This is a genomic window from Aneurinibacillus uraniidurans, assembly GCF_028471905.1.
Lineage (GTDB): Bacteria > Bacillota > Bacilli > Aneurinibacillales > Aneurinibacillaceae > Aneurinibacillus > Aneurinibacillus uraniidurans.
In genome coordinates, this window is sequence record NZ_CP116902.1 from 570,429 (window position 1) to 590,575 (window position 20,147).

A 20,147-nucleotide genomic window follows, 5' to 3' on the forward strand; every position below is an offset into this window, starting at 1 on the left:
TTCGCAAAGAACTCTCAACTGCAAATGTGCGGTTGGGGGTTTTTTTATTCCCGGTAATCGACGTCATCGGCTACGATTAAAATATCGACAAAGCGGGTATTTTTCATGATTCGGTTTATGATGGAGCCTTTGATGATTTCTTCCCAGCGGGAGCGGGCAGATTGCCCAAGGACCATCTGGGTAATGCCTTTTTCATTCACGAAGTCGATCATGATTTGTTCGGGCTTTTTTCCTCCTAACGCTCGAATGTGAAATTCTGCACCGAGGTCACGCGCGATTTGTTCCAGCTCAAGATGCTGTTTGCGAGTTGTTGCATTGAGACGATCAACCGGAGCGAGTGGAATAGTCAAAATGTACAGCTCGCATTTCAGGCGGCGGGCAATTCGCCAGCCACGGCGGATCAGGCGTTCAGCATTCGGTCGGTAGTTGACGCAGACAAGAATTTTTTCGTTTGCGCCTTTCATTAGTTCAATGCCTCGCTCAAGTTTGTATGACTCAAGCCTTTCGTCGACATCGTCGGCTACTTCTCGGAGTGCAATCTCTCGCAGGGCGTTCAGATTGCCGATGCGGAAAAAGTTATGGAGCGACTGCTCTACTTTTTCGGGACGGTAGATTAGACCGGATTTTAGTCGCTCGCGCAGCTTTTCTGGTGAGGTATCAATCAGTTGTACTTCATCTGCCTCACGTAGAATCCAATCTGGAACCCGTTCCCGCACTTTGACGCCTGTTAGCTGTTCGACGGTACAATTTAAACTTTCGAGATGCTGAATATTGACAGCGGTTAGGACATTAATGCCAGCTTTGATCATTTCCATTACATCTTCATAGCGTTTTTGGTTTTTTGTGCCGGGTACATTGGTGTGCGCCAGCTCATCAATGATGACGTACTGGGGATGACGAGCGAGAATGCCTATAAGATCGAGCTCTTCTAACTCTTTTCCCTTGTAGGAAATAGTCTGAAGGGGGAAGAGCGGCAAGTTTCCAATCTGACTGGCTGTCTCGCTACGGCCATGTGTTTCCACCAATCCGACAATAATATCCACTCCTTGGGTAAGCAGGTCATTGCCCTCCCGCAGCATTGCATACGTTTTTCCGACACCAGGAGCAGCTCCGACAAAAATTTTCAGATGGCCCCGGCTTTCTTTTTCAATCAATTGCAAGTATTGTTCTGGTGATTTTCGCTTCATCACATATAACCTCCAACAGCCGTCTTCCTGCAGCAGGAAGGCGGCTGTGTGTACTTATTTAATAGAAGAAAGAAGGTCCTGATTCAGAGCTAATACGTTCACACGAGGTTCTCCAAAAATGCCAAGTGAGCGATTTTCCGTGTGAGCATCCACAAGTTGATTCAGCTTCTCTTCCGTGAGACCTGTTGCTTTAGCAATACGAGGAATCTGTGCTCGGGCAGCGGCAGGTGACAGATGCGGGTCAAAGCCGGAACCAGATGTCGTAACGAGATCGGCCGGGATCGAAGACACAAGGGCCGGATTGTCTTGTTGAACGGTATGGATTGCCTGCTTTACCGTTTTGACGTAGTCAGGGCTTGCAACGGCGGCATTAGTAGCCGCTGATGCCGTTGGATCATAGTTTGCCGCCGATGCACGCGGATGGAACAGCTTCGGCGATGTGAAGTTTTGGGCGAGCAGTTCAGAGCCGACGATATGTCCATTCTCTGTTACGAGACTTCCTTCAGCTTGATGCGGGAACAATACTTGAGCGACTGCTGTTGTGGCGAGTGGATAAATCAGCCCACACAGCAGCATGAGAATAAGCGAAGTACGAAAAGCCGTCCATACAGATGTCATGTGAATTCTCCTTATCATTCGCCTGCTACAGAAGCGTGGCGAGAATGAGATCAATTGCTTTAATACCGACGAATGGGACAAGAACACCGCCTACTCCATAGAGCAGAAGATTGCGTGTTAGCAGTCGGTTTGCGTCCATTGCTTGATACTTTGTGCCGCGCATCGCAATCGGGATGAGCAGCGGGATGATCACAGCGTTGAAAATGAGTGCCGAGAGAATCGCGGATTGCGGTGATGCGAGATGCATAATGTTAAGCCACTGAAGCTGTGGAAGAGCCAGAATGAACAAGGCTGGAATAATCGCGAAATATTTGGCGATATCATTGGCGATTGAGAATGTTGTCAGTGAGCCGCGTGTGATCAGCAGTTGTTTGCCAATGGCGATGACGGACAAAAGCTTGGTTGGATCAGAGTCGAGATCGATCATGTTGGCGGCTTCTTTCGCAGCCATCGTACCGGAGTTCATGGCGAGACCAACATCGGCTTGTGCGAGAGCAGGTGCGTCGTTTGTGCCGTCTCCGGTCATCGCGACTAATTTGCCCTGCGCCTGTTCTTTTTTGATGGCGGCAATTTTATCTTCTGGTTTTGCTTCTGCGATGAATTCATCTACACCCGCTTCTTTTGCGATCGTAGCGGCGGTAAGTGGATTGTCGCCGGTACACATAACGGTTTTGATTCCCATGGCTCGCAATTCCGCAAATCGTTCTTTCAAGCCTGGTTTCACCGTGTCTTTTAAGTAAATCAATCCAAGTATGCGATCATTAAGGGCAACCGCAAGCGGTGTTCCACCTGCGCGAGCGATCTGACCGGCTTTTTCATCGAGATCAGGTGGGATGATACCGTTCTGAGCAGTGATCCATTTTTTGATGGCATCGACTGCGCCTTTACGAATGGTTGTGCCGTTCGACAAGGTAAGACCGGACATGCGTGTCTCGGCGGTGAATTCGATCGTGTCCGCTCCTTCATATTCATGCTCGTTCCAAGTGGTGCCATTCTGGTGGGCCAGATCGACAATCGAGCGGCCTTCTGGTGTTTCGTCTTTGACGGATGACTGAAGGGCGGCTTGTGTCATTTCTGAATGAGATATCCCTGTAACAGGGATAAACTCGGCTGCCATCCGATTGCCGAATGTGATCGTGCCTGTTTTATCCAGAATCATCGTATCGATGTCCCCGGCTGCTTCTACCGCCTTACCGGACATCGCGAGTACGTTAAACTGTGTGACCCGGTTCATACCGGCAATTCCGATGGCGGATAATAAGCCACCAATTGTCGTTGGGATCAGGCAGACGAGCAGGGCGATGAGCGTTGCTACGTCTAGTTGGACCTTTAAATAGTTTGCGAGTGGAACAAGAGTGACAATTACGACCATAAAAATGAGCGTAAGAACAGTCAGTAATGTCGTCAGAGCAATTTCGTTCGGTGTTTTCTGGCGAGATGCGCCTTCCACTAGCGAGATCATTTTATCGAGGAACGACTCGCCAGGATCGGTAGTAACACGCATAACGATGGAGTCCGATACGACTCGTGTGCCTCCTGTGACCGATGAGAAATCGCCACCTGCTTCTTTAATAACGGGAGCTGATTCCCCGGTAATCGCAGACTCGTCAATAGAAGCTAGGCCTTTGATGATCTCACCATCAGCCGGAATCAGATCATACGTATCGACACGGACGATATCGCCTTTGCGTAACTGAGTGGACGAGACTTCACGAATGGTCCCGTCTTTTTGTACCAGACGTGCGATCGTGTCAGACTTTGCCTGACGTAGACTATCTGCCTGTGCCCGACCACGTCCTTCCGCCAGTGCTTCGGCAAAGTTGGCGAATAGGACGGTAAAGAGAAGAATCAAAAATACGGCGATGTTGTAGCTCCGGCTGACCGTGCTTGGCCCAAAGGCATCTGGCAGCAGAGATAAAATGAGTGTAATAAAGGTGCCAATTTCGACAATGAACATGACAGGATTTTTCATCATGACCATTGGATGCAGCTTTTTGAATGAATCAATGATCGCTTGCGAGATAATGTGCTTATCCAGCAGTGACTTCGCTTGATTGGCCATTGTGGCTTCCTCCTCTTGTACGTCTAATTCCTAAAACATTCCCAGATGTTCTGCGATCGGGCCAAGGGCGAGCGCCGGGAAAAAAGTCAGGGCACCAATGACCATAATGATGACGAGCAGAATCATCGTGAATAGTGGTGTATCCGTCCGGAATGTACCGGCTGTCACAGCGACAGGCGGCTTCACAACGAGCGAACCTGCAATCGCAAGCATGGCGATAATGGAGATGTAGCGTCCGAACAGCATAACCAGCCCGATGACGATGTTATAGAAATTTGTGTTAGCGCCAAGACCGGCGAATGCTGACCCGTTATTTGCTGCTCCTGATGTGAAGGCGTAGAGTATTTCGGAAATGCCGTGCGATCCACCGTTTAAAATCGATGCCATTGATTCCGGGCGCAAGAATGCAAGCGCTGTGGGAACGAGAATGATGACAGGATGAGTAAGCAGGGCAATGGAAGCAAGCTTAATTTCTTTTGCTTCAATTTTTTTGCCGAGGAACTCCGGTGTTCGTCCGACCATCAAGCCGCAAATAAATACGGTCAGGATGACATAGAGCAAACCGTTTAATAACCCGACACCTTTGCCGCCGAACACGTTATTCAGCATCATTTGTGCGAGCGGAACCATGCCGCCGAGCGGGGTAAGGGAATCGTGCATATTGTTAACAGAGCCGGTTGTGGCCGCTGTGGTTACGGTTGTAAACAGAGCCGAGCCAGCGAGTCCGAAGCGAACTTCCTTGCCTTCCATATTGCCGCTGACCCCAAGTGCTTGCAGGGCTGGCGTACCTTTGTATTCGGCAAAAAATACGACGGAGAGCATAGTGAGAAAAATGATGCTCATCGCAGCAAAAACGCTCCAGCCTTGCCGTTTGTTTTGTACCATTACACCGAATGCGTACACAAGCGCAGTCGGTATGAGCATCATGCATATCATATGAACGAGATTCGTGAGTGCGGTTGGGTTCTCAAATGGGTGAGCTGCATTCGTGCTGAAGTAGCCGCCGCCATTCGTGCCCAGATGTTTGATGGATTCAAGCGAAGCGACTGGACCGCGTGTAATCGTTTGTTCCGCTCCACTAAGCGTTGTAGCTGTTACAGCTCCGTGAATCGTTTGCGGTGATCCTTGAAAAATGAGGAACAGCGCAACGAAAAACGAGAGTGGAAGAAGAATTCGTGTAATGGTGCGGGTGAGATCAACATAGAAGTTACCCAAATCATCCTTGCGCCCGGAAAGCCCGCGAATAAAAGCGATCGCTACGGCAAGGCCGGTTGCTGCCGAGGTAAACATCGGAAATGTGATCGCAAGCATTTGTGAGAAATAAGAGAGGCTGTTCTCTCCGCTGTATGCCTGCCAGTTTGTATTTGTGATGAATGAAGCTGCTGTATTAAAGGCAAGTGCGCTCGGCATATTGTCGATGCCATCCGGGTTAAACGGCAAATATTTTTGCAGGCGCAGTACAGCATACATCAGCAGAAGCATAATAAAATTACTCAAAAGTACAGCCAGGGTATACGCTTTCCAGCCCATTGACTCTTTTTCGGTAACACCCATGAGTCGATAGATCAATCGCTCAAACGGTCCAAAGACGCGATCAAGCGCAGTTTGGTTATAATCAAATGCATTTACAAGGTAGCGCCCCATTGGTTTTACTAGCAAAAGAAAAATTGCCAGCGTAATCGCTACCTGTACAAATCCCATTGTCATGTAGAATTCCTCCCTTACGCTTTCTCGCAAAATATGGTGAATCCGAAAAACGAAAGAAATGATACAGCAAATAGTCCAACCGTTACAAAATCATTGAACAAGCGTGATCCCTCCTTTCCTGAAAAATGGAATAAAAAATAGACCGACAATATCTCCTTCTCCATCAGAAAATGGCATGCGGAAACGAGCGCTGTAAACGCGCATCCTGCATGATCAATCTGATAGAGAAAAAGCATCATCGGTCTACCGAATGCCCATCCGTGCCTGGCACGGACCTGCATCAAGTCCCCCTGTTCTTTTTTGCTCTAAATAATAAGCAAAGAAAAAAAGACCTGCAAACAACTTGAATAAATGGTTTGATTTACCTTAAAAAGGCAACAAAAAAACCATCCTCAATAGGCGGTCTATGACCTCCTTCGCTTTAGCCGACGAAGTTAGCTGACGGGTAGGATGGCGAAAGAGTATTCTCATCCCTCTCTGCAAAAGCAGAGATTAACCCCAAAAGATTGGTTCCTCCGTTCCCGGCGCGCCGGGACTAGGCCGAATATGCGGTTGCTTCATGTGCTTAATTATACGAGCGGACTCGAATAAAAATAAAACCGTGAATATGAGGAAAATAGGAACAAAAGCAATGATTTAGGCGGAAAAATGAGGATAAAATACTCGCAATCAAATGAAATCTCTTTTTTTTAGCGTTTTTTATCACTTTACAAAGTTCTAGCAGCGGGAGTAAGATACTACCATCATTTTAATACATATATCGTTAGATCGCTGAGTCCCGGATCGGGAACGGGGGAACCAACTGTACAAGATAGATATTTGTACACGGGGTGAATCGCGGCAGAGCCGTGTAGGGTGACTTTTCACATCCGAATCCGACAGCTAACCTCGTAAGCGTATGGGGAGGAATTAGAGGAATGGGGCAAGTAGTAAAAAGCCACATGGAGTCGACAATTAGTGAGGCATACATTAAATTTTTGCGCGGTATACTTGGCAGAGGACCAAAAGAAACTAAAACATACATTATTCGCGATATGGTAATTGTTCGCTTAAAAGATGTGTTAACGCAAGAAGAAAAGGCATTAGCTCATACAGAACGGGGACGTCCGCTGGTGAAGCAAATGCGGCGGATTCTTCGCGAGACGCACAGCGTACAGACGGAAGAGATCATCTCGACCATTACAGGCTGCCAGGTTATTTCAAGCCACAGTGATATTAGTACAAAGCTTGGGGAGCAAGTTGAGATGTTCATATTAGATTGCGATCTAGAAAAGAAATGCAAAGTCAAAATGGAATAGAATGGAGGCCGTCCGAGTGAGGACGGCCTCTTTTTTGCTGCATCTTCTAGCAATGACCGGCTGTGCATATACTTAGCAGGGGAGAGGAGGGGACAGATGAAGCGGCGAAAAAAACGTTCGGTGCGTGCACCAATACCGTCACGTTATATGTTTCTTATCTCTCTTGCCGTTTTTCTCGGATTATCAATTCAGACGTTCTATTATATCGAGAAGAATCTTGAGCCGGTTATTCGAGATATTGCTCGTGCCCGTGTAGAGCAGATGGCGACGAAAACACTTCATGATGCGATTAGTGAAAAGATCGTAAAACAGACGAATTTTAAAGAACTTGTTCAGGTACAAAAAGATAAAAACGGAAAGATACAAGTGGCGTCATTTGATTATAATCGTTATGCGCCTATTGTAGCTGATGTTACCGAAAATGTCGGGCGCACGCTAGAAAAATTAGAACAAACACCAGAAAAAATTCCACTTGGGCAGGCGTTACGAAGTAATTTGCTTGCCCAGTATGGACCGGACATTCCGGTCACACTTGTTCCATATGGAAGCTCCCATGTAGAGCTGAAGCCAGAAGTAAAAGAGGCAGGTATTAACATGGTGCTTGTTACCGTTTATGTGGTTGTTCATACGAAGATTAAAATTGTGATTCCGTTTACGACAGAGCCTACCTCGCTTACGATGGAAATTCCGATCTCGAATACATTGATTGTAGGGGATGTCCCACAGTTTTATTATGATGGTAACGGGAAAGCTGTTGGAAGTGAGGTCCCTGGTGCTGTACCGCCTGCCATTCCCCCTGTTCAAATGAATGTCAAAAACGAATAATAGTAACAATTTTGTAACAATTAACCCCCGATATTTATTAAATTTCTCGCATTATTTTTGTAATATTATAGAAAAAGGAGGGGGAATATGGGAGGAGTAGTAAGTAATTGTGAATATCATATGTCACAAGATCGGAAGCAAAGTTTATTGCAAACACTTTTAGAGTATGCCTATTGCGAACCAAGTAGTCTTGTAGAAGAATGCATGGAACGTACAGGAATTTCTCACTTGTTTGAACTTGAAAAATTATGTACAGAGCTGAAATCCGAGCGTAAGCTGTATGATTATTATATTTATGACGATTACCGACGAATCAAAGTAGCTCTTTATTAAAGGGCTATCATAATCCCCTAGGAATCATTTGGAAGGTATTACTTTTGGTACACCGAGCATGGATATTCATGAAACTAAATTTTGAATAGATGTTTAACAAATGGGGATAAAGGGCATACTATACAATAGTAGCATGAAAATTTTCTCTCTCTTTCTCCCCCTATACATTCGCCCCTGCCGGAAAAATGGCAGGGGCGCTTTTTTATGCCCGAAGCAGGTCAAGAAAACGCTGTTCCGGTGTACGAGTATCCTGTTTCCAAGCCTCCGCAGGTTCATCTACGATCAGGCGACCTTCATGCAATAGAATAATCCGATCGGCTACAGCCAGTACATCGTGCAGCAAGTGAGAGGAGAATACAATCGTTTTACCTTGTTCCCGGCAGGTGAGCACTTGCTGTTTCCACTCCTCTACCCAGAACGGATCAAGCCCATTACCTGGTTCATCCATCAAGAGGATGTCCGGATTGCCAAGCATCATCTGAGCGAATAGCAGGCGCTGCAGCATGCCGCGTGAAAAGGCAGCAGGTTCTTTATCCGCCGCGTGCGTGAGTCCTGTCATAGTTAGTACACTATCGACTTCGCCCCGGTCGCATCCTTTCAAGTCAGCCAGATAGAAGAGCCAACGACGGGCACTTACACCAGGTGGGACATGAATGGCATCAGGCATGAAGCCGGTGCTGTTGCTGGTAAGCCCACTAATCGTACCACCATCTGCGTGAAGTGTGCCGGCCATCATATGAAGCAAAGTGCTTTTACCTGCGCCATTGCCGCCGCACAGTGCGACACAAGAGCCGGATGCAATCGACAGGCTCAAGGGTTCGAGTGCGGTCTGAGGACCGTATTTTTTCGTAATTTGTTCAATGGTAATCATGAAGCATCATCCTCTCCCGCGTCGTATGCGTGCTGCTGCAAAATGAAGTGGAGTAGCTATATACAGAAGTATAATGATGGTTGCTGTCGCAATCCCAGCAGCGGAGTTAAACCACTGCTCCCAGTAGTAGAAGGCAGGGCCATAAATATAGCCATCCCCCCGCCAGAATACGGAAGCAACTCGGACGGCTTCCACTGGATTCAGCACAAGTGCACCAGCCAGAACTGGCTGCTGTGCCGAAGTTGGAGCAAAAGGCAGGGCGACCATGAGAACCATGCTGTATACATAAACAGAAACAAACCAGATTAGCAGGCTAGCTGCAACGGCACCAAGCCGACTTTGGACCCTTCCCCCGATCCAGAGACCAATCGCACTGCATATGCCGCACAGAGCAATCCCCATAGCGAGGAGTGGAAGTGTGTGTGAGACGGTAGCTCCAGGTAGAAGAAACAGACCGAGAAGCTGAGCAATTCCAAAACCGACGAGCAATGTCAGCAGGAATGCACCGAATAGCCCGAAGAATTTGCCCAGGATATAGCAAGCTGGTGGCAATGGATATGTGCGCAAAAGTCCGGTCATGCCGTCGTTTCGTTCCGATGCAAGCGAAAGAGACGCAATGGTAAGACTCATAAGTGGCGCGAGCTGGAGCATGAGATTCATCTGGGATGCTGCCTGACGGGTGAAGCCGGACGCATCACCACCAGCGGGCATTAGGCGAGCTTCCCAGATCAGCATGAACATGTTCAGCAGAGCGAATAAGACAGCGAATGCTGCCAGCCAGCGGCTGTGCAGCAAGGTTCGCAGTTCATAAGCAGCAACGGCTGCTAGTTGTCGGAAAACAGTTGGCTGTTTCATTCTTATTGATGGGCCGGTTTCATATCGCTCTGCTGCATTTGGTGTTGTCCGGTTTCACCTTGTTTCATTTGACCGTGTTTCATGCCTTCCATCGGCATCATGTTGCCCTTGTCCATTTTCCAGTCATGCTTTTGTAGGTCAGTATAACTCATTACCGTGCCTGTCCCTTTTTCTTTTATAAAAGCATTAGCTGCAGCAGTGTCTTTAAAAGCATGTACGCCATAGCCCATTGGTGTCGGAACGGTACTTGCAAGCACATACGATGCATTTTCAAGCTTCAACCAGTCTTTAGATTGATTGTCTTGAACGAACTGAGCGGCAATTTTGTCTTCTTTATGTTCGCTTTCATATTTGTGAAGACAACCAAGGTCATCGAACTTTAAAGCTTTGCCGTCTTCTGTTACGTATTGGGCAGCATAGCCGTTGTTTTTAATCGCCATATGGCATTGAGCGCATGTATCTACCTTTTCGTCAATCGGCTGCGGCTGTGCTTCTGCCTTTTGGCCGCAGGCTGCCAGGATCGCTACTAGACAGAAAGAAAGAATGCTTAGTAAGAATCGTTTTGTCATGTTTGTTCCTCCTTAGTATTGTAGGTAAAAAATTATGAAGTGGTTGGTGGTAAAAGCAACGGGTAGTGATCGAATGTTCCATCGGCCCCGGTTAGCTGTTCGAGCAATTGTTGAAGCGGACTCGCATAAAAAATCGCCAGCAGCGGGTTCTGATCCATTGTCTTCAGCATGTCGTCTGCCATGCGGTATGGACTGTCTCCGATCTGGTCTCCATTTAGATCAAATCCACTGTAGTCATCCCAGTAGTTCCCTACTTTGTTCAAGCTCCATACATCCGCTGGCCATGTCGCTTTACCACCAATTGGGCGAACATTGCCTGTAAAAACATTGCGGGTTAGATGAGTATCCAGTACGTTGCCAACACGCTTGACGCCAATTGCGTTCTCTGCGATGCGATTGTTGCTGATGGTCACACCATCGGTCATGTCAAGCGCAAGTCCGATTGAGTTGCGTGTTAACTGGTTGTTGGTGACAGTTGCGCCGCGCGCATCATACAGAAACAGGGCATATCCCTGACTGTTGCGCTGACCGGAAAAAGTGTTCCCTACGATTCGTGTGTTTTCCGCATCCATGACCATTGTCCCGATCGTACTATTCGTAGCTTGATTATGTTCCAACGTATTGCGGTCAGAGAACATGACGTGGTAGCCGTAGCGTGAGTTTGCTACAGAATTGTTGCGAACGATATTGTCATACGTACCGTCAAAATAAACACCGTCTTGCATGTCATACATGTGATTGTTTTCTAATATGTGTTTTCCTTTATTTGTTAACTGGATTCCGTTTCCCCGCTGAGGGAGTGGAATGTCGTTACGACCTTTGATGGTGTTAGACTCAGCTTTTGACCCGGTGCTATGATCAAAATGAATCCCAAACGCATCGGTCTGAATGGTATTGTTACGCAGGATGACGTGATTGCCCGAGACTTTGATTGCAGCGTCGAAATTGGCTACTGATTCTCCTGTCCCACGGATGGTCAGGCCCTGCACCGTTACGTTATCCGCTTCAATAAGGAGTACGCTTCCCTCGTGGTTGCCTTCTAGTACGGCACCTGGCTTAGCAAGAAGCGTGACAGGTTTGGTGATACGGATGGGTCCTTCATATGTGCCGGCGGGAAGTGTTACAGTATCTCCAGGCTTCGCGGATGCAAGCATGGAGGAAAGTGATGGTGCTGCCTGAGCGTGCACAGGTATTCCTGCAAGCAGGGCGCACATCATCAAGATAGCAAGCCAGTAGGTGCGAATACGGCATCTCCTCCGTTCATCATGTGAATTCGTTTACAAGCATACCAGAGTGCAGTGAGAAGCAGGTGAAAAAAATGTGAGGAATTTTTCACAAAATGACGCTGCATTTATGATGTGATAAGATGGCTGGTATTATAGGAAGAAAAGGGAGGAATCGGATATGAGAATGGTTGATATCATTGAAAAGAAGCGAGATGGAGGCGAGCTCAGTCCGGGCGAGATCGAGTTCGCAATCAGTGGCTATACACGCGGCGAAATACCGGATTATCAGATGGCTGCCCTAGCGATGGCGATTTTTTTTCAAGATATGACTTCGACAGAGCGGGCTGAACTGACGATGGCGATGGTACGCTCGGGGGATCAGATTGATCTATCCGGCATTGAAGGCATTAAGGTCGATAAGCATAGCACAGGGGGAGTCGGGGATACAACTACGCTTGTTCTGGCTCCGCTTGTCGCATCGGTCGGTGTTCCGGTGGCGAAAATGTCTGGACGCGGTCTCGGGCATACTGGTGGTACAATTGACAAGCTTGAATCCATTCCTGGTTTTCATGTGGAAATTGACAACGTTACGTTTAACGATCTCGTAAATCGTAATAAGGTGGCAGTCGTTGGACAGAGCGGGAATTTGACACCAGCTGATAAAAAACTGTATGCACTGCGCGATGTGACGGCAACAGTCAGTTCGATTCCACTGATCGCAAGCTCCATTATGAGTAAAAAAATCGCATCCGGGGCAGATGCAATTGTGCTTGATGTGAAAACAGGAAGCGGAGCGTTCATGAAAGACATCGAGGCGGCGAGAGAGCTGGCCCGTGCGATGGTGGAAATCGGTAATAATGTAGGGCGTCGTACGGTAGCCATCCTGTCTGATATGAGCCAGCCGCTCGGCTATGCGGTCGGTAATGCGCTGGAAGTAAAAGAGGCGATCGACACGCTGCGCGGTCAGGGGCCAAAAGATTTGGAAGAACTGTGTCTCGTGCTTGGTAGTGAGATGGTGTATCTCGGCGGGAAAGCAGATAGTCCAGAAGCGGCTCGTGCCATGCTTTTGGAATCGATTCGGAGCGGCAGAGCGCTTGAGACATTCCGAACGTTTATTTGTGCCCAAGGAGGAGACCCGTCTATAATTGAGCATCTAGATCAATTGCCAACAGCTTCTTATCAGATTGAGGTTAAAGCAGAGGAAGGCGGATATGTTTCATCCATTCAGGCAGATGCGATCGGGACAGCTGCGATGCTGCTCGGAGCGGGACGTGCTACGAAAGATTCTGTGATTGATCTGGCGGTCGGCATTGTACTGGTAAAAAAAGTTGGGGATTCTGTCGCACAGGGCGATACGCTGGCGCTACTTCACAGCAATACGCAGCAGATAGAAGAAGTAGTGCGGCGTGTGCAGGAGGCGTATGCAATCAGTCCGCAAAAAGTATCCACCCCTTCACTATTGTACAAGTTGTGAAATGCAAGCAAATAAATCGAACAATATACAAAAAATCCGGAAACGGACAGGAATTTACGTGAATTTTATGCTATAGTTTAAATCATTATAGGGAGTTAGTTAAGAGGGTTTAGAAATTTCTTTAGGGGGTTATGGGTTTGACAATTCCATCATTAAAAATTGCACATATGACAGCGTCGGTTCCGGTTATGCAGGGAGGCATGGGGGTTAAGATCTCGCTGAGTAATCTGGCCGCTGCCGTAGCGAATGCGGGAGGGATCGGGATTATCTCGGGAACCGGCATTCCAATCGAGGAAATGAGAGCCCATATCCGCCGTGCACGTGAATTGACAAATGGAAAGGGATACATTGGAGTTAACGTTCTGTTTGCGATGAATCATTTTCCGGAGACAATCAAAGCCGCGATGGAAGAAAAAGTGGATTTTGTTATTTCCGGTGCTGGTTTTTCTCGTGATATGTATGCCTGGGGCCGTGAATATGGTGTCCCAGTTATCTCGATTGTATCATCGGCTAAGCTGGCTAAGCTGGCGGAGCGCCTTGGCGCTGCTGCGATTGTAGTCGAAGGATTTGAAGCGGGTGGACACTTAGGTACAGACCGTCCGTTGTTTGATATTCTTCCAGAAGTCATTGAAGCGGTTAACGTTCCGGTTATTGCGGCAGGCGGGATTATGACAGGCTATGATATTGACCGCGCCCTTCGTATGGGAGCTGCCGGTGTGCAGATGGGTACTCGTTTTGTAGCGAGCGTAGAATGTGATGCGCCAGACGTATTTAAGCAGAAATACGTTGAAACAACAGAAGATACAGAAGTTGTGCTTGTGAAAACAACCGTGGGCTTACATGGTCGAGCGATTCGGAATGCATTTACGGATTCGATTAGCGGGGATAACAAGCTCAAAATTGATAAATGTCATGACTGTTTGAAACATTGTTCGTATCGCTTTTGTACACTCGATTCCTTGCTGAGATCTGTTGAAGGCGATGTAGATACCGGACTTGTATTCTCGGGTGCTCGTGTGCAGGAGATTAAGGAAATTCTTCCGGTGCAGACGATTATCGATAACTTAGTACGGGAATATGAAGACGCACAGCAACAACAGGAAATTGCGGTGAATAATTAAAACAATAAGGCAGTTATTCCATTGGGGATAACTGCCTTATTCTGTTTGGCGAGAAAGTATCTTTTCACAAATTGACACACAAACAACCGACCTGCATTGCGGTCGGTTGTTTGTATTGTGCTTCTACTGGGCTCGAATCGTGACTTGTGTACCGATTGGAACGATGGCTGCAAGCTGTAATACGTCGTTGTTGTACATGCGGATGCAGCCATGGGATACGAGGTGCCCGATTGACCACGGGGCATTTGTCCCATGGATGCCGTAATGCGGACGGCTGAGCCCCATCCACATCGCCCCGAATGGGCCTCCAGGGTTGGGAGCTTTGTTGATGATTGTGTATACACCAAGCGGCGTCGCTGTCAGGATTTTGCCGAGTCCTACCGGATAGGAGCGGATTACTTTGTTGTCTTGTAGGAGATGAAGTTGTCTTTGTTGCAAGGATATGATAATTGAGTACATATGTCTCACCTGGATTATCGTATTCATGCAGGAAGTGCTGTGCTCCTACGAACTATTCCTTGGTGTAGTAGGTTTTCCAAAAGTGTGGTGGAGGAGCGGGATCAGGCGGGGCCTCGTCACTTCAGTATGCTTACAAAGAAGCGATGACTGTCCGCTCCAGGTGCCAGGCGAACTCGCCCACAAAAGAGGACCCACGATGTATTTGCATCGAAGCATTGTGGGCAAAAATCCGTTCACCTGGCCCCTTCCGCTGGGGAGTCGCATACAGGCGTTCCGTTGCCCCGCCCAATCCCGCTCCTAGCATACTTTGGTTAAACACTATCAAGCAATATCAAGAAGCAGCCTCTTTTGATTTAGGTCGTAAGCTTTTGCTTTGAGCCCATCGTTTTTTGCCAAGTGTAATAATTGGTCAGGAATACCCCTGCAAGCACGACAGCTGCTCCGACAAGTGTGAATCCATGAACGGTTTCACCGAGCAGGAGATAGCCGACGATCACAGCGATTACCGGTGATACGTACGTCCATGTAGCAGGAAATAGCGGATTCGTAACTTTTACGAGCCAGTAATAAATGCTTGAGGCAATCAGAGAGCCAAATACAATCATATACAGAAGCGGTAGAATAGCTTCTAGTGTGAGTCCAGTTGATGGAAGTGGATGGGGTTCGAACCAGAATGAAAGAATAAAAAGAAACAAACTTCCTGAGAGCATCTGAACCCCGTTCATAACGGCGGGTGAAACACCGCGATCAATTACATGCCGAGCTTGCACAGTACCGAGTGCATAAAAAAACTCAGCGATCAAAATAATGACAACACCAATCAACCATTGCTTCGTTACGACCATACCTTTTGCAAGTTCAGGCCATACAATAAGAGCGACACCGACAAATCCGAGCAGCATACCGAGTTTCTCCACTTGCGGCACCTTTTTGCGATACACCATAACAGTTGTGATGGTTACCATAAGAGGAGTAGAGGCAGCAAGCAGAGCAGTGAAGCTCGAGGAGACGAATTGTTCTGCCCAGTAGACAGCAGCAAATTCAATTCCTGTCATGCATAGCCCAACAGATGCCATCTCAAGATAGTCGCGCAGGCGGGACGGGAAGCGCTGGCGTCTGAACAATAAAAATAGCAGGATGAGCAGAGATGCCGTGGCAAAACGCGCTCCAGCGTACCAGAACGGTGAAAATCCAGCATTTAGCCCCAGCTTAATTCCGAGAAATGTAGTGCCATAAATGAGGCACATTAGTAGATAAGCAAACAACATCGTATCCTCTCCTTGTTTAAAAAAACATTGTATATATGTTGGATCTACTATACGATGAGTGTGACCATAACAGTAAACGGTACACTATAACACTTTTGGGGGAGAGAAGGATGCATATTGATCTGGATCGGAAATCAGGCATTCCGCTTACTGAACAAATTCGGCAGTCCATTGCCGATCGTATCCGCTGTGGACTGCTTGTGCCTGGTGTACGTCTGCCTTCCGTACGAAAGCTTGCAGCAGAGCTTTCCGTCAGTCTTGTCACAGCTGTTCAGGCATATGAGCGGCTTGAGCAGGATGGATTGATTATCAGACAGCAAGGAAGGGGAACGTATGTATATCAAGATGGGACAGAGGCAGAGGGGGAAGCGCAGACGGATTGGCAGTTGTCGATTATGGACTATGTGCCGCGTGCCCGGTTCTGGCAGCACCATCATCTACAGTCTTCCGTTGTTCCATCTGTGCAGCTCAAACTGTCGGCAGCAGAAATTAATCGGGAGCTGTTTCCGATTGGGGAGATGGCAGAAGAATTATATCAATTGATTCAGAAAGAGCCGTGGATTACAAGCGAATACGGTCCGATTCAAGGCGATGCCCAACTGCGGGGAGCGATTGCTGGGTATTTGCATCGTCATCATGGGATACGAGTTACGAAGGAAGAAATGCTTGTGACGAATGGCTCCCAGCAGGGGATTGATATTGTGGCCCGGACATTTGTCGGGCCGGGGGATGTAGTGGCGGTTGAAGCTCCTACCTATATGGCTGCCATTGATGTATTTCGTGGGCGAGGGGCGACCATTCTGTCTGTTCCGGTAGATGAGGAAGGGATGCGGGTTGACTTATTGACTGCCATGTGCGATGTACGTCCACCTAAGCTAATTTATACAACACCATCGTTTCATAATCCAACAGGTAGCGTGTTAAGCATGCGTCGTCGAAAGCAGCTGCTCGATCTGGCACAGAGTTATAATTGTCTGATTGCAGAAGATGATGCATTCAGTGATATGTATTTCAGCCAGGCTCCACCTCCATCGCTTAAAAGTATGGATCAGAGCGGGCATGTCATTTACCTTAAAAGCTTCAGTAAGCTTCTCTCGCCTGGTGCACGGGTCGCCATCGCCGCTGCGACTGGAAGTGTACTGACGCGTCTCGTTAGCTCGAAGGCAATTACAGATTTGGGGACCCCGCTTTTGACGCAGAAGGCGATGTTACCTTTTTTTCAGAAAGGTCGTATAGAAGCGCATCTCGTACGCATGCGTGCACGTCTCTATGAGAAACGGAATATTGTGTTGAATACATTGAAGCGCTATGCTCCACCTGGCGTGACATGGACGAAGCCGATGGGCGGGCTTAATCTATGGGTGAGTGTTCCTCCGCGTATTCAGACGGATATCGTACTCGGAGAAGCACTCAGGCGTGGGGTTACCTTTTTGCCGGGTTCTGTGTTTTATGCGGGAGAGCCGGAGAATCATCATTTGCGGATTGTCTTTTCCTATTTGCCCGACGATCAATTGCAGGAAGCTGTTCAAATATTATGTGAGGTGCTAGCTCAGGCTATCGAGCAAAAAAAAGAGGAATATCGCATAAATCCGCTTGTTTAAGAATTTTTTGAATAGATTTCGACAGTTTGGAAACATATATCCATTGTTTCATTTGTCTGAACACGGTAAAATTGCATACTTGGATGGTATTATAAAATGTGTCTATATAGTGAAAAATCGCTTGCTTGATGGGAGATGTTATCATCATGGAAACAAACGAAGCACAACATTTCGATGCCGTGATCGTAGGTGGCGGGTTAGCTGGTTTATCAACAGCAGCGTACCTGGCGAAGAACGGAAAAAAGGTAGCGGTCCTCGAACGTGGAAACCTAGGAGGACGCGCTGTTACATTGAAACTTAAAGGATTTTCGTTTAACTTTGGCGCACATGCCATTTATGGACGCGATTCGTCTGTACTTAGGAAATTTGAAAAAGATCTTGGGATTCAGATTACGTGGAAAGATTTTGAACCGAGTAAGGCGAAATATGACATTGGAGATCGGCTGTCAGCTATGCCAGCTAACATTCAAGGTTTGTTCCGTACGTCGATTCTGAACAGTCTGGGTAAGGTAAAATTCACCTTCAATATTTTCAAAACGATGCTTCATATGGAAAAAGGTCATCCACATATGTCGATTGAGAAGTGGATGGAAGAAAAGCAAGTAAGTGAAGATGTAAAAAACATGATGCTTACACTCGCTTCCTCTAATTTCTTCACCCGTGAGCCGGAGCGCATTCCATCTGATGTGTTCTTTACGTATTACCAGCGCCTGTTTACCTCTAATAAGCCGGTAGCTTATATTGGGGGCGGCTGGCAGGCTTTGATCGCTGAATTTGTCCGAGTGATCGAAGAGAATAATGGTGTAGTGATTACGAAAGCAAAGGCAGAGTCCATTGAGGATGACGGTGATCGTGTAACAAAAGTACACACTACACAGGGGATTTTTGAAGCGGATGAATTCGTGTTCTGTATGCCACCGAAAGAGTTGGAGAAAGTTGTAATCAACACAAAAGTAGAGCATTTCATTAAGCAGTATTCCAGCTATGAACCGAGCTATGTGTATGTGTATGATATTGGATTAAGTGAGCGAATTGATGTACCGTATACGTACATTTATGATAAAGCGAATAAAATGTTCATTACAGATATCTCGCATTACGACGAGACATGTGTGCCTGAAGGTGGGCAGATGCTGCAGGCGATTGCGTATTTGTCCGAGTCTGATCTGGCAGATAAGGAAAAAGTACAAGAGTACCATGAGAAAATCGAAGCGTTGTATGATAAACACTTTGCAGGCTGGCGCGATAAGCTTGTCGTTCCGCGTGTATCCAAGCGTGCAGCAGCGCAGGAAATCAAGTGGACAATGAATCAGAAACCGATGCCGGTGTATTTGCCGGATTACCGTAATGTTTTCTTTGCGGGTGACTGGTGCGAAGGGAAAGGCCAGCTGTCTGAGCTGTCATTTTCCAGCGCATACGAGGCAAGTCGTCTGATTCTCGGAAAATATTCGCATGTATAAATAAAAAAATATGTATCAGATTCGGGGGAAGCGGGAATAACAAGAATAGTTGTAGGAAAGTGTCTCCCTATATTCTCCCCCTTTTCCCTTGCCGCCAATTTGGCGGCTTTTTTGTTTTTAATACCCCCCTAGTGATGTAGGTGGATTCAAATGCTGTGAGTATCTCGTATAGATTTGATCTAGGTATGTAAGAATTTCATTCTATAGTTCGTGAATTTGGCTACTGTTTGTATGTTTCATAAATACCCTCCTTAAAATCTCCATTTAGGGCATGACAATTGAATTGCTCACTTTTATATGCACTTATACATAAAGTGGTTGAAGCAAAGGAGTGGGCAATATGAATAATTTTATGGCAGATGTACGATTTGAGCATCGTTTTTGGCTTCAAATATTAGGGGATCATGCTCGTTTTATTTTTACTACTCTTGCAGTTACTGAAAAACAAGAAATCAATAAAGCAAATATGTTTATTCATGCATTTGATTCATTACTTGAAAAATCTCGTCATCCTTTATTAGGACCAGAACTTTCTTTATTGAACCAAGAAGCATATCAACTTACATGTCAACTAAGGGCATTTAAACTTCATCTTTTACGAAGACATTTGATTGGGAAAATTAAGATTCAGTTACCCCCCACATTCCTCAATCATATGGTAAATGAATTAGAGGAATATGTACGAATATTATCGTGTCTATTACAAGGGAATCCAGTGCCAACCTACCACCCGATTCATCATCATTTGTTATGGTTACAGGATGCCGTAGGTCATGCAGCCACCATAACGTGTTCTGTTGATGAAGTGGAAAGGGATGTTCAAGCCAAGAGTAAAAAGTTCAATAAAAATTTTGAGAATCTCTATATGAAGGCTGTAGAATTTGCAGGATATTTACGAACTCATCTAGAGAAGTTCCCTGCTCTTGACCGATTTAATCATCAAATTGAGCTAGAAATGTTTGTGTTTTTGCAATTTCTTAAAGAAATAGAGGAAATGTCTCTTGATGATCAGTTGTTAGGTACACTTTCTCCCCTGATACCTGATCATATGTCTAGAGAAGAATGTTATTATTTAACAAAGTTAGCTAGTGTTACAGAAATAAAAAAACCTGAGTGTAGTGCTGATAAACCAAGAATAGAATTTTAACCTGTAAAAGATGAAAGCCTGACATAGGGTGGTATGTCAGGCTTTTCTAGTTGGACATTCTATATT

At 46.6% G+C, this 20,147-nt stretch carries 19 protein-coding genes and 2 riboswitches; of the genes, 8 read left to right on the forward strand and 11 right to left on the reverse strand.

The genetic code is table 11. The features are described from left to right. Positions 1-44: 44 nt before the first annotated feature. From PO771_RS02930 to PO771_RS02950, 5 genes are read right to left on the reverse strand one after another with little or no spacing between them, the layout of a single operon-like run. The gene (locus PO771_RS02930; RefSeq protein ID WP_272561789.1) at positions 45-1,187 is read right to left on the reverse strand and encodes a universal stress protein; all 1,143 of its coding nucleotides are present in this window, start codon (positions 1,185-1,187) and stop codon (positions 45-47) included. Between the two features lie 54 nt (positions 1,188-1,241). Then, the gene (gene kdpC / locus PO771_RS02935; protein WP_272561790.1) at positions 1,242-1,805 is read right to left on the reverse strand and encodes a potassium-transporting ATPase subunit KdpC; all 564 of its coding nucleotides are present in this window, start codon (positions 1,803-1,805) and stop codon (positions 1,242-1,244) included. A 25-nt stretch (positions 1,806-1,830) separates the two neighbouring features. Then, a complete protein-coding gene (gene kdpB, locus PO771_RS02940) occupies positions 1,831-3,867 on the reverse strand; it encodes a potassium-transporting ATPase subunit KdpB (protein ID WP_272561791.1) in 2,037 nt (678 codons plus the stop codon). 30 nt (positions 3,868-3,897) lie between these two features. Next, positions 3,898-5,568, reverse strand: a complete 1,671-nt coding sequence (gene kdpA / locus PO771_RS02945; protein ID WP_272563087.1) for a potassium-transporting ATPase subunit KdpA — start codon at positions 5,566-5,568, stop codon at positions 3,898-3,900. A 20-nt stretch (positions 5,569-5,588) separates the two neighbouring features. Next, entirely contained in the window at positions 5,589-5,855 is a 267-nt protein-coding gene (locus tag PO771_RS02950; RefSeq protein ID WP_272561792.1) for a hypothetical protein, read from the reverse strand. Between the two features lie 127 nt (positions 5,856-5,982). After that, a riboswitch (cyclic di-AMP (ydaO/yuaA leader) is annotated at positions 5,983-6,126 on the reverse strand. A 207-nt stretch (positions 6,127-6,333) separates the two neighbouring features. Next, a riboswitch (cyclic di-AMP (ydaO/yuaA leader) is annotated at positions 6,334-6,485 on the forward strand. 6 nt (positions 6,486-6,491) lie between these two features. Here PO771_RS02950 and PO771_RS02955 point away from each other — a divergent pair. From PO771_RS02955 to PO771_RS02965, 3 genes are all read left to right on the forward strand, one after another. Continuing rightward, a complete protein-coding gene (locus PO771_RS02955; RefSeq protein ID WP_272561793.1) occupies positions 6,492-6,872 on the forward strand; it encodes a Na-translocating system protein MpsC family protein in 381 nt (126 codons plus the stop codon). A gap of 96 nt (positions 6,873-6,968) precedes the next feature. Then, entirely contained in the window at positions 6,969-7,697 is a 729-nt protein-coding gene (gene yunB, locus PO771_RS02960) for a sporulation protein YunB (protein ID WP_272561794.1), read from the forward strand. An 87-nt stretch (positions 7,698-7,784) separates the two neighbouring features. Further along, positions 7,785-8,030: a hypothetical protein gene (locus PO771_RS02965; protein ID WP_272561795.1), complete on the forward strand. Its 246-nt coding sequence runs from the start codon at positions 7,785-7,787 to the stop codon at positions 8,028-8,030. Positions 8,031-8,232: 202 nt separating this feature from the next. On the opposite strand, the gene PO771_RS02970 is transcribed toward PO771_RS02965, so the two are convergent. From PO771_RS02970 to PO771_RS02985, 4 genes are read right to left on the reverse strand one after another with little or no spacing between them, the layout of a single operon-like run. Continuing rightward, entirely contained in the window at positions 8,233-8,901 is a 669-nt protein-coding gene (locus tag PO771_RS02970) for an ABC transporter ATP-binding protein (RefSeq protein ID WP_272561796.1), read from the reverse strand. A gap of 6 nt (positions 8,902-8,907) precedes the next feature. Then, positions 8,908-9,756: an ABC transporter permease gene (locus PO771_RS02975; protein WP_272561797.1), complete on the reverse strand. Its 849-nt coding sequence runs from the start codon at positions 9,754-9,756 to the stop codon at positions 8,908-8,910. Positions 9,757-9,758: 2 nt separating this feature from the next. Continuing rightward, a complete protein-coding gene (locus PO771_RS02980; RefSeq protein WP_272561798.1) occupies positions 9,759-10,325 on the reverse strand; it encodes a nitrous oxide reductase accessory protein NosL in 567 nt (188 codons plus the stop codon). Between the two features lie 32 nt (positions 10,326-10,357). Continuing rightward, a complete protein-coding gene (locus PO771_RS02985) occupies positions 10,358-11,512 on the reverse strand; it encodes a right-handed parallel beta-helix repeat-containing protein (RefSeq protein ID WP_272561799.1) in 1,155 nt (384 codons plus the stop codon). A gap of 217 nt (positions 11,513-11,729) precedes the next feature. Between PO771_RS02985 and PO771_RS02990 the strand changes: the two genes are divergently transcribed. After that, positions 11,730-13,025 (forward strand): pyrimidine-nucleoside phosphorylase, encoded by a 1,296-nt coding sequence (locus PO771_RS02990; RefSeq protein WP_272561800.1) that lies wholly within the window; start codon positions 11,730-11,732, stop codon positions 13,023-13,025. A gap of 167 nt (positions 13,026-13,192) precedes the next feature. Continuing rightward, on the forward strand, positions 13,193-14,146 hold the full coding sequence (locus PO771_RS02995) for an NAD(P)H-dependent flavin oxidoreductase (protein ID WP_272563088.1): 954 nt from the start codon (positions 13,193-13,195) through the stop codon (positions 14,144-14,146). A gap of 123 nt (positions 14,147-14,269) precedes the next feature. Here PO771_RS02995 and PO771_RS03000 read toward each other — a convergent pair whose 3' ends face one another. Continuing rightward, a complete protein-coding gene (locus PO771_RS03000) occupies positions 14,270-14,605 on the reverse strand; it encodes a L,D-transpeptidase (RefSeq protein ID WP_272561801.1) in 336 nt (111 codons plus the stop codon). Positions 14,606-14,958: 353 nt separating this feature from the next. Beyond that, positions 14,959-15,873 carry a DMT family transporter gene (locus PO771_RS03005; protein WP_272561802.1) on the reverse strand — a complete coding sequence of 305 codons (915 nt, stop codon included), beginning with the start codon at positions 15,871-15,873 and terminating at the stop codon, positions 14,959-14,961. A gap of 110 nt (positions 15,874-15,983) precedes the next feature. Here PO771_RS03005 and pdxR point away from each other — a divergent pair, with 110 nt between their 5' ends. The 3 genes from pdxR (at position 15,984) to PO771_RS03020 (ending at position 20,081) form a co-directional block, all read left to right on the forward strand. Further along, positions 15,984-17,474: a MocR-like pyridoxine biosynthesis transcription factor PdxR gene (gene pdxR, locus PO771_RS03010; protein ID WP_272561803.1), complete on the forward strand. Its 1,491-nt coding sequence runs from the start codon at positions 15,984-15,986 to the stop codon at positions 17,472-17,474. Positions 17,475-17,620: 146 nt separating this feature from the next. Then, complete coding sequence (locus tag PO771_RS03015; RefSeq protein WP_272561804.1) at positions 17,621-18,934, forward strand: phytoene desaturase family protein; 1,314 nt, start codon at positions 17,621-17,623, stop codon at positions 18,932-18,934. A gap of 340 nt (positions 18,935-19,274) precedes the next feature. Next, positions 19,275-20,081 carry a DUF2935 domain-containing protein gene (locus PO771_RS03020; RefSeq protein ID WP_272561805.1) on the forward strand — a complete coding sequence of 269 codons (807 nt, stop codon included), beginning with the start codon at positions 19,275-19,277 and terminating at the stop codon, positions 20,079-20,081. Positions 20,082-20,147 lie beyond the last annotated feature (66 nt).

Bases quoted from the DNA above. Each gene is read 5' to 3' on its own strand.
- PO771_RS02930 (WP_272561789.1), bottom strand. From the start codon at position 1,187: ATGAAGCGAAAATCACCAGAACAATACTTGCAATTGATTGAAAAAGAA.
- kdpC (WP_272561790.1), bottom strand. From the start codon at position 1,805: ATGACATCTGTATGGACGGCTTTTCGTACTTCGCTTATTCTCATGCTG.
- kdpB (WP_272561791.1), bottom strand. From the start codon at position 3,867: ATGGCCAATCAAGCGAAGTCACTGCTGGATAAGCACATTATCTCGCAA.
- kdpA (WP_272563087.1), bottom strand. From the start codon at position 5,568: ATGGGATTTGTACAGGTAGCGATTACGCTGGCAATTTTTCTTTTGCTA.
- PO771_RS02950 (WP_272561792.1), bottom strand. From the start codon at position 5,855: ATGCAGGTCCGTGCCAGGCACGGATGGGCATTCGGTAGACCGATGATG.
- PO771_RS02955 (WP_272561793.1), top strand. From the start codon at position 6,492: ATGGGGCAAGTAGTAAAAAGCCACATGGAGTCGACAATTAGTGAGGCA.
- yunB (WP_272561794.1), top strand. From the start codon at position 6,969: ATGAAGCGGCGAAAAAAACGTTCGGTGCGTGCACCAATACCGTCACGT.
- PO771_RS02965 (WP_272561795.1), top strand. From the start codon at position 7,785: ATGGGAGGAGTAGTAAGTAATTGTGAATATCATATGTCACAAGATCGG.
- PO771_RS02970 (WP_272561796.1), bottom strand. From the start codon at position 8,901: ATGATTACCATTGAACAAATTACGAAAAAATACGGTCCTCAGACCGCA.
- PO771_RS02975 (WP_272561797.1), bottom strand. From the start codon at position 9,756: ATGAAACAGCCAACTGTTTTCCGACAACTAGCAGCCGTTGCTGCTTAT.
- PO771_RS02980 (WP_272561798.1), bottom strand. From the start codon at position 10,325: ATGACAAAACGATTCTTACTAAGCATTCTTTCTTTCTGTCTAGTAGCG.
- PO771_RS02990 (WP_272561800.1), top strand. From the start codon at position 11,730: ATGAGAATGGTTGATATCATTGAAAAGAAGCGAGATGGAGGCGAGCTC.
- PO771_RS02995 (WP_272563088.1), top strand. From the start codon at position 13,193: ATGACAGCGTCGGTTCCGGTTATGCAGGGAGGCATGGGGGTTAAGATC.
- PO771_RS03000 (WP_272561801.1), bottom strand. From the start codon at position 14,605: ATGTACTCAATTATCATATCCTTGCAACAAAGACAACTTCATCTCCTA.
- PO771_RS03005 (WP_272561802.1), bottom strand. From the start codon at position 15,873: ATGTTGTTTGCTTATCTACTAATGTGCCTCATTTATGGCACTACATTT.
- pdxR (WP_272561803.1), top strand. From the start codon at position 15,984: ATGCATATTGATCTGGATCGGAAATCAGGCATTCCGCTTACTGAACAA.
- PO771_RS03015 (WP_272561804.1), top strand. From the start codon at position 17,621: ATGGAAACAAACGAAGCACAACATTTCGATGCCGTGATCGTAGGTGGC.
- PO771_RS03020 (WP_272561805.1), top strand. From the start codon at position 19,275: ATGAATAATTTTATGGCAGATGTACGATTTGAGCATCGTTTTTGGCTT.